Source organism: uncultured Parabacteroides sp. (genome assembly GCF_905196875.1).
Lineage (GTDB): Bacteria > Bacteroidota > Bacteroidia > Bacteroidales > Tannerellaceae > Parabacteroides.
In genome coordinates this window covers 163,430-175,262 of sequence record NZ_CAJJWO010000003.1, presented here as the reverse complement: position 1 = coordinate 175,262, position 11,833 = coordinate 163,430, and the positions used below count along the sequence as shown (strand labels likewise).

General features: G+C 42.4%; 8 protein-coding genes. All 8 read right to left on the bottom strand.

The window, feature by feature from the left end; translation table 11 throughout:
• Positions 1 to 3: 3 nt before the first annotated feature.
• The 8 genes from QZ076_RS02195 to QZ076_RS02160 all read right to left on the bottom strand — a co-directional run bounded on the left by QZ076_RS02195 (position 4) and on the right by QZ076_RS02160 (position 11,799).
• Positions 4 to 963 (bottom strand): metallophosphoesterase, encoded by a 960-nt coding sequence (locus QZ076_RS02195; RefSeq protein ID WP_293709909.1) that lies wholly within the window; start codon positions 961 to 963, stop codon positions 4 to 6.
• A gap of 5 nt (positions 964 to 968) precedes the next feature.
• Positions 969 to 1,910 carry an endonuclease/exonuclease/phosphatase family protein gene (locus tag QZ076_RS02190; RefSeq protein WP_293709907.1) on the bottom strand — a complete coding sequence of 314 codons (942 nt, stop codon included), beginning with the start codon at positions 1,908 to 1,910 and terminating at the stop codon, positions 969 to 971.
• 160 nt (positions 1,911 to 2,070) lie between these two features.
• Positions 2,071 to 3,858: a RagB/SusD family nutrient uptake outer membrane protein gene (locus QZ076_RS02185; RefSeq protein WP_365324320.1), complete on the bottom strand. Its 1,788-nt coding sequence runs from the start codon at positions 3,856 to 3,858 to the stop codon at positions 2,071 to 2,073.
• A gap of 19 nt (positions 3,859 to 3,877) precedes the next feature.
• On the bottom strand, positions 3,878 to 7,342 hold the full coding sequence (locus QZ076_RS02180) for a TonB-dependent receptor (RefSeq protein ID WP_293709903.1): 3,465 nt from the start codon (positions 7,340 to 7,342) through the stop codon (positions 3,878 to 3,880).
• A 121-nt stretch (positions 7,343 to 7,463) separates the two neighbouring features.
• The gene (locus QZ076_RS02175; protein WP_293709901.1) at positions 7,464 to 8,546 is read right to left on the bottom strand and encodes a FecR domain-containing protein; all 1,083 of its coding nucleotides are present in this window, start codon (positions 8,544 to 8,546) and stop codon (positions 7,464 to 7,466) included.
• A 67-nt stretch (positions 8,547 to 8,613) separates the two neighbouring features.
• Positions 8,614 to 9,162 carry a sigma-70 family RNA polymerase sigma factor gene (locus QZ076_RS02170; protein ID WP_293709900.1) on the bottom strand — a complete coding sequence of 183 codons (549 nt, stop codon included), beginning with the start codon at positions 9,160 to 9,162 and terminating at the stop codon, positions 8,614 to 8,616.
• Between the two features lie 489 nt (positions 9,163 to 9,651).
• On the bottom strand, positions 9,652 to 10,542 hold the full coding sequence (locus tag QZ076_RS02165) for a YitT family protein (RefSeq protein ID WP_293709899.1): 891 nt from the start codon (positions 10,540 to 10,542) through the stop codon (positions 9,652 to 9,654).
• A 165-nt stretch (positions 10,543 to 10,707) separates the two neighbouring features.
• The gene (locus QZ076_RS02160) at positions 10,708 to 11,799 is read right to left on the bottom strand and encodes a glycoside hydrolase family 43 protein (protein WP_293709926.1); all 1,092 of its coding nucleotides are present in this window, start codon (positions 11,797 to 11,799) and stop codon (positions 10,708 to 10,710) included.
• Positions 11,800 to 11,833 lie beyond the last annotated feature (34 nt).

Below are 11,833 nucleotides of genomic sequence, written 5' to 3'. Positions count from 1 at the left end.
TATTCAGAATGTTAGTTGTAAGTCTTCGATCCAGGGCACCAACGGCAGCGGGTAATCGGTAATTCCCAGTTCTTCGGGACCGGGAACGATAAATTCGCTTTTTACGCCTTTCAGCGTCATGCCGTCATCGGTCAGTGTCACGATTCCGTAGAGGGCATCCTTGTATGGCACCGTATATTTCAAAGCCGGCCGCTGCTGGTTGATCTCGTCGCTAAAACGTTCCGGACAAGCGTACTTCTCGCCTACCCATTGGTTGGAAGCGCTGTTGATCTGGATATAGGCGATGCCGTTAATCTCCTTCATATAATTGGTATGATCGTGGCCGCTGAAAGCGACAGGTATCTTTGTATAACCGGCACGCCGGTTCTCATCTTCAAAGATCTTACGGATCTCTTCGCGGTTCTGGGACGAGCATTCGAAGCTTTGATGGGAGAAGACGATACAGCGTTTGTCCGTAGACTGAAGGTCTTTCTTCAGCCACTCGATCTGTTCGGGGTCTACATAGGATACTTTCTCACCATAACCGAAATAGTTCCCTTTCTCGTAAGGAATGAACTTCTCGCCATCATATATATTATTAGGGTCGAGAACAATAAAGTGGAAGTCTCCCTTATCAAAAGAATAATAGCGGCTGTTCATCCCGACAAACTGCATGGCCTCTTCTTTTGAACAGATATCCATGTCGTGGTTACCCAGTACCATGTGTTTCTCGCCGGCATAATCCTGCCAGAGTTTCAGGAAGGGTTTGTTTTCTTCTTTCGGGAAACAGAAGTCGCCCAGTTCGATAATGAAGTCTACCTGATTATCGTTGGCTGCACGCAGAAAGGTGCTCAGACGTTCCTCTGCATCATGCGCAATATCCTGATGAAGGTCGGAGACAACGGCAAAAGTAACGGGTTTTGTTTCTTTCTGGCAGGCTCCTAATCCCAGACAGATAAGGAGAGATAAGAATAAGTGTTTCATGCTGATTATCTTTTGATTTTAAAAGTGGTCAATACAAATCCGTGATCAGAGGCATAGAAGAAGTCTTCTCCCTTGAAGGTGAACATTTCACCGAGGATATTATCGTAGCATTCGGACTCGGTAGCCTGTATGGTCTTACCCTGATAATAGATAAAGTCGATGCGATCCTGACGATTGACGGTTTCCAGCGAGTCGGCATCGGTCAGCCAGGTAGTACCGATGTTCTTTACCGGGTCGGGATTGATCTCACGGAAGCTGTCTTTAAAGTTTGCGGCTTCCATCTCCTTGGAGACAGTCCAGCCCACAACGGCACCGCCATGATTATACATATCTTTGGTTGCTTCCGTCCAGTCGAGGTGTGAATGGCTGTTGAAGTCGCCACCCATGATAAGGGGAATGCTGTCGGTTTCTGCGATCATCGGTTTCAGAACGGAAAGTATCTTGCGGATTTCTTCGTCACGAGTACCGGCATCGTCCCAGGCCAATATCTCTTCTTCCGTTTTGTCTGTCGGAGCGAGACGCATATCGGGCAGGTAATGTATCCAGGTATCGAACAGGCGCACAGGCGTACCGTCCATATCGATCTCCACCCCACCGAAGTTGAACGTCCCGATCTGATCGGGGAATGCATATTTCTTCACGATCGGATAACGACTGTAGATACAGAGGTTATCAGATATGAGGTGATAGTTATAGCCTAACGAGTCGGCCACCATAGGAGCGGCCCCATACGTTTCCACCATCAGGATCACATCTGCCTGACTTTTCTTCAATACGCCGATAATTCCGTCACAGGCTTTCTGCCCATAGGTTTTAGAATGTCCGGCGTGCCAGATATTCCAGGAGAGGACGGTGAGGTGCTGCTCTTTTTGTTGTTCCGAGCAAGAGGTGAACATGCCCAGAAGGAGTATTACAAATGCAATACTGGTAATGATTTGTGTTTTCATGTATATAACTTATCGATATTAATATAATTCAATCACAAAGATAGAAAGATAAAAACGAATCAAAAATATATCTCAAAAGTCTGTATCTGTTATTACAAAAGATACAGCTTTTGAGATACATATTATTCATTCCTACTCCAAGAGTAAAAAACGATATCGACTATTTAGTCCAGAATTTATTTTGAACTAAGTTCTTATTCAATACAATATCTTTAGTCGATATCGGACTATAATAATATTTCGGCTCGATAAAGTTCCATTTATTAACCTGAGAGATCAGACGGATATATCCTTTATCTCCACCGGTCAGTTCAAATGTATTTCCGGCCAGAACCTCTACATTCAATTTGTATTTCTCTTTATCGGCCTGAGGAATAGCATCGGCATCGGCCTGTGTTGCTACCACAGCAAAGTCAGGCTGACCATCCCCTGTCAAATCAATATACCCCAGCTTACCGATATACATTCCTTCCGGAGCTTTTTCCATCAATTTACCGGCTCCCCAACGCATCAAATCTGCGAAACGGAATCCTTCACAAGCCAATTCGATACGTCTTTCACGTCTGACTTCCAAAATAGCTCCCTTCTGTGCAGAAGTGACATTCGGATAACGATTTGACTGAATCGGATCTACATTTGCCATCCAATCCGCCAAGGTAGCCCGGGGCACACCTGCACGATCCCGAATCAGATTGATACTTTGATCAATATCGTCCTGAGTCAACTCTCCCAACTCTGCTTTTGCTTCAGCATACATCAATAGTACTTCTGCATACCGGATCAATGGCAGGTCTGTATAAGCTTTACCCCATTCTGTCTGGTCGAATGTCAGCGGAGAATATTTCACCTGCGGATACCCGCCGATAGTGATTTTCTGACGATGAGGTTCTGTTTCACCCGGACGCATAAAACCGGGCATCATGAAGGTTTGTCCCAGGCGAGGATCCCTGTTCTCAAAGATCTCAAGAAATGTTTTCTTATCATAACCAGGTACATCCTGAAATCTCTTTGTCTTACCATCCTCAATCACGTAATAATCTTCCATCAAGTCGCGTGACAAACCGGTTGTCCAGTCAAACCGGGCACCGGCACCATGCTTGCGTCCCAGTTCATTGCTATAATCTTCAAAGATGATCATTTCCTTATTGGAAGACAGATCCTGGCTATTAAACAAAGCTTCATAAGCACCTTCACCAGTAGACAACTCATAATTGCCTGTATTCATAATGGCTTTACAAGCATCGGCAGCCACCCGGAAGAAACGATCGGCATCATTCAATCCCAACTCCGAATGATATTTACGCCAACAACCTTCTGACAGAGCGATACGTGCCTGCATAGCCAATGCACCACTCTTATACCAACGCGTCCGACCACCACTTTCATCCTTCATAGTAGCTACCGCGAAATCCAAATCGGCCATGATAGAGTCAACAACCAGAGCACGCGTATCCTGCGGTTTAAACAATTCTTCCGTATCCGTTGTCTGCAAATCGCGGCTGTACCAGGGCACATCCGAATAAGACAACACTTTGTCATAATACAATTTAGCTCTGAACATACGGGCCATACCGATATAATGGTTGATTTCAGCCACATCACCTTCTGCTTTATGCGCTCTTGCCAGCATAAAATTGACATTGCGAATATCTCCCCATCCCCATGTTCCTGCATTATCCGGATTGAGTTCTCCCCGCATCCTTGAATAAATGTTGGACTCTTCCACATATATCACATTATCAGATGCAACATCCCAATAATCGGAAACAATATACCCGTACATTTTATTGGTATAGATCTCCAGGTCACCGGCTGACTTGAAAAATCCTTCTTCCGTAATGGAAGTCTCAGAGTATTTATCCATAAACGAATCGTTACATCCGCTTAACCCTAAAATGCCGACGAATCCTATCGCAGCTATTTTCATAATATTTTTATTAATAGTCATAACTTTCAGCAATTAAAAATTAGAATGTAACATTTAAACCAAACGAATAAGAGCGTTGCAACGGATACATCTGGCCACCCAAACATTCCGGATCCAGTTTATAATGCTTGTACAAGCCTGTTATTTCACATAAGTTGTCACCAGAGAAGAAAAGGCGTAAACGCTGGATATTGGCTTTATCTGTCCACTGTTTCGGAAGTGTGTATCCAAATGTCAGGTTCTTCAAACGGGCATAAGTGGCATTCTGCAAATAACGGGTCTGGGTAAGAGCCGCTTCAGATCCTCCTTCCGCAACGTACGATTTAAAACGTGGGAAATAAGCATCCTGACTTGGATTTTCTTCCGTCCAACGATCATAGTAATTACCATAAGTAATATTTGTCCACGGCTGTGCATAAATACCCCAGAAATACAAGTCGCCACTCGGACTATAATTTTTCTTTAAAACTCCCTGGACAAACAGACTCAAGTCAAAACCATTCCAATCGGCATTCATATTAAAACCAAAACCATAACGGGCACGGTTATTACCGATAATCTTATAATCGCCATGATCGTCAATTGTCCAGGCTCCTTTATCTATTTTGCCATCATTATTTAAATCTTTAAACTTCAAATCGCCTGGTGCAATCGGTCGTGTACCGATATAAGAGGCTACTTGTGTTTGGTCGGCATGGCTGTCAATATCTTCCTGAGAAGTAAAGAATCCTTCTGTTTCCAATCCCCAGATAGATCCCATTTCCCAACCTTCATAATAGCTATCCAAGGACCCCGTATCATTCGAGAACTTGGTAATCCAGGAACGGCTATCACCGATATTAAAGCTCAATCCGTAATTCAATGTTTTACCTGCCAGTTTCACATTATCACGCCAGCTAACCGTCAAATCCCAACCGGTTGTTTTCAAGTCTGCCGCATTTTCCAGAGGTTCACTGGTTCCCAAAACATTAGGAAGTTCCGCTCCTGCTGTCAACATATCTTTTGTACGGCGGATATATCCATCGACAGTAGCAGTCAGCCGATTATTCAAGAAATTAACATCCATACCCCAGTCGGCAGTCGTCACCTTCTCCCAGGTTAAGTTACCAGCAACCAGTCCCGGTGCAGAAACACCTATCGGTTGTTTGCCATCCAAAATCTGAGAAATCTTTCCTGAACCCATAGTTGCCAGGTAAGCGTAATAATTCTCTTTCAGGTCCTGATTACCCAAACTACCATAAGAGAATCTGAATTTCAAGAAATTAACAACATCACGTACCGGTTCAAAAAAGCTTTCTTCCGAAAGTCCCCAAGCCACAGAACCTGAAGGGTTAAATGCATACCGATCATCATGCGGAAAACGCGATGTTCCATCATAACGACCATTAAATGCCAGAATATACTTATTATTATAAACATAATTCAAACGACCGAATACACTGCGCATAGAAAGCGTATAGACACGTTGTCCGACATTCATATCACCTGAGGCCAATCCTAATGAAGGTAAAGAAGATGAAATCAACTCTTTACGGCTGGCAGAGGTATAATTGTCACGCCAGTCTTCCTGATTGAAACCGACCATCGCCGTAAAATCATGTTTGTCATTGAACAGCTTGTGGAAAGTAGCATAGGCATCAAATGTAAGTGTACGTGCATTAGTATGGTTCAGGTAAGCCTGAGATACCGGATCCTGCTGGGCCGCCGGTCTATCCGGACCATCATAGTAATCAACAGGCAAAGAATATCCTTCTTCTGCATTTTTATTCGTCGAATAGTTGAACGAACCATTTACAAAAAGGACGTCTTTAATAATATCGATCTTTGTTGTAAATTGTGTTGAGAAAGTTGTTTTCTGCTGGTTCCAACGACCTCCGTCTATCAAACGGCCAAATACACTACTACCAGCCTTTGTCCAAGAACCATCCGGATTAGAAATCACATCCAGCGGATTGATACGGTTTACTTCCCAATAATAAGAATCGCCCAGATAATTCGGAGAATCATAATCCGAATTTACAAAGCTGGTATTATTACCCAATGTCCACCAGTCAGTCAATTTAAAATCCAGTTTGGAACGAAGGTTATAACGATTATATTTATCAGTTCCGTACTTCACCATACCGTCCTGGAAATTGTAATTGGCAGAGAAATAATAATTTAAACGATCCGTTTTACCTGACACATCGATTGTATGGTTAGTAGAGAATGCCAAATTTTTATACGCCTCATCAAACCAGTCAGTACTGCCAAAATAAGCATATGTACCGTCCGGGTTCAAATAATAAGGGGAAGTACTTGGATCTCCCGATACCTTTTTAGCATAGGCCAATTGTTCTTCGTTATATAAGTTATACCAGGGGTAAGACATGGTATTTCGAGTTGAAGCCACGATATAAGGATCGGTAATGACGTCTGCCATTCCGGTCAACTTACGCATTGCAAAGTTATTATTGTAATTGATTGTCAACTTTTCCTGACCGGCTGTCTTAGTAGTAACCAAAATCACACCGAATGCTGCACGCGAACCGTAAATGGCCGCTGACGCTGCATCTTTCAATACAGAAATACTACCGATATCGGTAGGGTTCATTCTATTCAACTCTTCAGCCGAAGAAACAACACCGTCAATTACAACCAGGGGATTACCACCATTGATAGAAGTTGTACCACGAATGTTAAAGCTGGGAGAATCCGTCGCCTGCCCACTACCAATCGAAACAGTCAGGTTAGCCACCGACCCCTGCAATGCCTGTCCAACCGTCAAAACCGGACGGTTTTCCAATACTTTTGTCGGAACAGTCGACACCGCTCCCGATAAGTCTGCCTTTTTCAGTGTACCATAGCCGATAACCACTACTTCATCCAAAGCTTCGCTATCTTCGCTCAGAGTCACATTCACCGAATTCTTACCGTTCAGGGCTACTTCCCGTGTTTTATAACCGATATAAGAGATACTAACAACAGCATTCGGAGAAACATCCGATAATGAAAAGTTACCATTGGCATCCGTTACACTACCAACAGTTGTTCCTTTTACCATGACATTCACCCCAATCAGCGGTTCGCCTGTCGCATCTTTTACATTTCCTGTTACAGTAATTTTCTTCTCTTGCTGAGGAACAACTACAGCAACTTGCTTTTTGTTTGTTTCGTTTTTCCGTACGATGATCTGACGGTCATTAATGATATACTCTATATCCGTCCCCGCGAACATTTTGCTCAAAATGGCTTCTACAGTCTGATTACTAACATCTACATTAACTTTCTTGTTCAGATTGATGTTTGAACCATGATACACAAAAATAAATTCGCTGTTCTTCTCGATGTAAGAAAATACATCTTTTACGGTGCGGTTATTCATACGGACTGTTAATGTGGTTTGCTCCGCATAGGACGACGCTGCATATATAGCAGATCCTCCATAACTTACCAGACATAAGGCTAAACAGGCACTTTTAAGAAAATGAGCCGATTTTCGGCTGAATTCTTCATTCTTTTTCATACATTTGTAATGTTTTTTCTTTGATACATAAATTAATAGATTAAACAAAAACTATTGAACCGGGTGATATGGCCGTATCATTCGGTTCGTTTTTTTACTCGACGTCTTTTACATAGGCATTCTATTTTGATATTATTATGTTATTGTTCGCATCAGTTTTGTATTGCAGGAACAAAGACTGACAAAGGATACTGATCACATCTTCCATATTCTCCCGCAAGTCCAGTTTGCCAGAAACAGGTATATTCCCTATTTCTTCATTATACCAGATACCACGTCCGTAATAGCGCGAAAGGCGGTCGAGAGTCTCTCCCACTTTCCGGTCGTTCAGTAACATCATATTATCTTTCCAGCAGATATATTCAAATACATCTACTTCACTTATGTTCGAACCCTTCTCATTAATTTCAATCCGTTGGTTGGGAGAAAGCTGTGATTTTTCATTCCTACCCATCCGAACCTCTACGCTTCCATTCACCAGAACCACAAAGGCCGAAACATCCTCTTTATATGCACAGACATTAAATTCAGTTCCAAGCACTTTCACGTCAAATCCATTCGTTTTAACTATAAAAGGACGTGAAGGATCTTTTTCCACCTCCAGGTAAACTTCACCTTCCACCAGAATTTCCCTTTTATCTTTCTTGAATACAGCCGGATAGATAACCCGTGTACCCGCATTCACAAACATTTTGGTACCATCCGAAAATGTTATATTAGCCCTTCTTCCTTTCGGAACGATGATCTGGTTGACTTCTTCTTTCTTCTCTTCCCTTTCGACAGCTGTCTCCTTCTTTACCACGTGCTCTTCCACATTCGATTTTCCCTGAGCATCATACCGGATAGATGATTCATCCTTCAACTGCATCTTATCTTTATTTTCTATCAGGACAATCTCATCACCGGACAAGGAAGAATTTGCCGTATCCAGCAAGGCAAGCGACATAGATGAGTTTTCCTCTGTTTCCATCCAGTAATAGATCCCGATTGAGAGAAGAACCGCAAGAGAAGCGGCAACAGAAAGGATACGCCGGATATAAAAACGGGTTGAAGAGTGAGTCTTTTCCAAATGTAATTCTATTTCCTGCCATGAATTCAGAGCTTCACGCAGTTCTTTCTTCTCCGCCTCACGCACCTTTTGAAGCAAGTCCCGGCCAGCCTGTTCAAATGATTGTTTATCTGATATATTTTGTTTTTTATCCACGAGTAACCTCTTTTTTACTTTTATTACGGGGAAAATTTCATTTGGTACTCACTTTCCGGAATAAAAATCAATTATTTTTCAAATATAATCTTCTCAACTTAGACAAAGACCTGAATAATAAATTCTTACTGGATTGATAATTTATTTCCATGATCTCTGCGATCTCTTCATGCTTCAGTTCATTTACATAATAAAGATAGATGATCTCCTGCTGATGAGGGGACAATTCTGAAAAGACCTTCATCAGATGCTTAGCGCGATGATCCGCATCGGAATCATCGAAAGAGAGTAAAGGGAGTAGTTCATCGGTTACAAACGTTTCCTCATAAAGGGATATATCATCGGTGGCTCTTTCCTTTTCCAATGTATCGTATAATTTGTTACGAAAAGCTTTTAGCAGATATCCTCTTACATTCGGAGTCGCAGAAAGAGATTGATAGTTCTGGATCAGTTTAATGAAAATATCCTGTATACAATCTCTCACCAGATCCTGGTCTGAGACTAATTTAGAACCATAATTATATAACAGAGAATAAAAGCGGCAGTAGATTTCCTTAAAGGCCTCTTTATTCCCCATCAGGCATGATTCCCATAACTTCTCATCGGATATTTGCATATAAATAACTACTTATAATTTTGTAATAGCGCCTCAACGGCAACTGGGTGCGCAAAAATAGATACACTGTATTACACTCACATTACATAAAAATTAAGTAAGCATTAGTATTAAGATTATATAATTTGAAAGTCTCCCAATAGTATTCCTACTCAAAATACATCTATCCCTTTAAAATAAAATGATATGGAAATAGTTCTGTTAGAACTAAGATATAAACAAGTAACTTTACTAGAAAAACAATGTTTTTTACGCACATCGATCCTCAAATATGTTAACAAATGTTCTTGTCAATTTGTATTATTGGCACTTATTTAACCTCTCATAATAAAAATGAACTATATTTGCATCCGTTGTGGTCTTAGTTCTAACAGAACGAAGGTAGATTTATATGATTTAACCAATCTTTCAGAAAAGCAAATAGCGTTTCTACAGGATAATTCCTATAAAAACGCTACCTGAAAATAAACAGTATTATAAAGCCTGTCCCTATTTCACTTTAATATGGTCGAACCCTTCCCCATACACGCCGATGACAGAACTCTGTGATACAAATGCATTCGGATCTATATCCTTGATCAATCGGAAAATAGTGGTCGATTCACGCTTCTTGGCCAACACGAACATCATCTTAATCCCCAGACCGGTATACAATCCGGTTCCGTCGATTACCGTCACTCCACGATGCAGATCTTTATTGATACGGCGGCCGATCTCTTCATATTGCTTGGAAATGATGAAGAACTGTACAGACTGACGTGCACTGTTCACTACCTGATCGAGCACAAAACTGGAAATATAAAGGGTAGCAAAACCATAAACAACCTTCTCCCAATCATGCAGAACGAAATAACTGGAAGAAATAATAATCATATCCGTCATCAGGATCACACGTCCTAAAGTGATATCACGGTACTTATTGATGATAGCGGCAATAATATCCGTACCTCCCGAACTGCCGTTGGCAGAAAAAGCGATGCCGATACCAGCTCCACAGAAAGAAGCACCAATCACGCAAGCCATGAACGGCTGATCACCAAGTAAATGCAAACCGGATGTCGCTCCCTGGATGATGGGCAGGATAGTAGTCATCACCATCACGGCGAAAATAGTTTTTACACTGAACTTCCATCCGAGAACAATCAGAGAAGCGATCAACAATCCGCCGTTAATCGCAAAATAAGTGTACTGCACATTCAGGCCTGTCGCCCAATATACAATAGAAGCAATACCCGGCACACCTCCGGTAGTAATGTCATTGGGTAACAGAAAGACAGTCCACCCGATGGCATAGGAAAGCATCCCCAGTGCGATCATCAGATAATCATGCATTTCCCTCCACATTAATTGTCGTGAAGAAACTGATAAAGAAGGTTTCATTTCAAATGTTTATTATGTATTAAAGATCTGTTGCCACAAAACAAATTTGCAGCTCCGCGAAAACGAAGCTGCAAAATTAATCAAGATTAAATCAATTTATGATGCGGGCCTGATGAATTTACCAAAAACATACTGTTAATTTTCAATTCCATCTTTCCTACGAAGTCAATAACTCCATGTATCCAGCCATTCGATGACAGGTTGATCACCTTCAAAGCGGATAGGAAGCCATATATAACGACCGTCGATAGCATTCTCCGGAGTCCAGCGGTCGCCCATATAAATGAACTGTCCCGGTTTACCCGGAGTAGGCAATACATAGGTACTCTGCGAATGGAAAGAGAGATCGGCATCCGGTCCGACAAAGGGATTTTCGAGTTCTTTCCAGGGTCCCCAGATAGAAGAGGCAACAGCCGAGCGTCCGGCATTCGGCGCCCAACCTGTACAACCCGACATGATCAGATAATATTTACCGTCATGTTTGAACATGGCCGGTGCTTCCATAAACCGTCCGATGAAGAAACGGGAATAAGTACCGGCATAGTTGGTATAATCGTCCGTCAGCTGAGAGATATGCAATGTACTGTTCTCCTCTGAAGAATAAATATGGTAAGCTTTACCATCGTCATCTACGAAAAGATTCATATCGCGTGCCATCTGTCCGCCTTCTCTGTCACGTCCCAGGAGATTCAGACTGTCGGGATGTGCAGGCAGACTGCCCCCTGTCATACCCTCACGATCGGTCACAGGCTGTTTGGTCTTATGAATATCCTGTACATTCTGAGGCCAGTAACCGGCATTCGGACGAACGGCACGGAGGAATTTATACGGGCCCGCCACGTTATCACTTATAGCGATACCGCTAAGCGCACCGGAATAGCCGGCACCTTTGGGCTCCAGATGGAACCACATCACATAGTTATTATTCTTCTTGTTATAGATCACCTTAGGACGTTCCAGGATGCAACCTTCTGCAATGCTATGAGCAGGATCATCTTTCACAACGGATAAAGCGACGCCTTCATCTTTCCAGTTATACAGGTCTTTGGAAGAATAGCAATGAACACCGACCAGGGCATTATTACCGGCAGTACCTTCCGTCTTATGCTCGCCAAACCAGTAATAAGTATCTCCCTGATGCAGGATACCGCCACCGTGAGCGTTAATATGCACACCGTTATTATCCGGCCAAAGTTCGCCCGGAGTAAACGCGCCTCCGGGCTTACATCCTGTTAACACAAGAGCGAACAACAGCATACAAAGCTGTATCAATCTTATCTTATTCATCTTA

Excerpts from the sequence above, each read along its gene's own strand:
- QZ076_RS02180 (WP_293709903.1), bottom strand. The coding sequence starts at position 7,342 with ATGAAAAAGAATGAAGAATTCAGCCGAAAATCGGCTCATTTTCTTAAA.
- QZ076_RS02185 (WP_365324320.1), bottom strand. The coding sequence starts at position 3,858 with ATGACTATTAATAAAAATATTATGAAAATAGCTGCGATAGGATTCGTC.
- QZ076_RS02170 (WP_293709900.1), bottom strand. The coding sequence starts at position 9,162 with ATGCAAATATCCGATGAGAAGTTATGGGAATCATGCCTGATGGGGAAT.
- QZ076_RS02165 (WP_293709899.1), bottom strand. The coding sequence starts at position 10,542 with ATGAAACCTTCTTTATCAGTTTCTTCACGACAATTAATGTGGAGGGAA.
- QZ076_RS02190 (WP_293709907.1), bottom strand. The coding sequence starts at position 1,910 with ATGAAAACACAAATCATTACCAGTATTGCATTTGTAATACTCCTTCTG.
- QZ076_RS02195 (WP_293709909.1), bottom strand. The coding sequence starts at position 963 with ATGAAACACTTATTCTTATCTCTCCTTATCTGTCTGGGATTAGGAGCC.
- QZ076_RS02160 (WP_293709926.1), bottom strand. The coding sequence starts at position 11,799 with ATGCTGTTGTTCGCTCTTGTGTTAACAGGATGTAAGCCCGGAGGCGCG.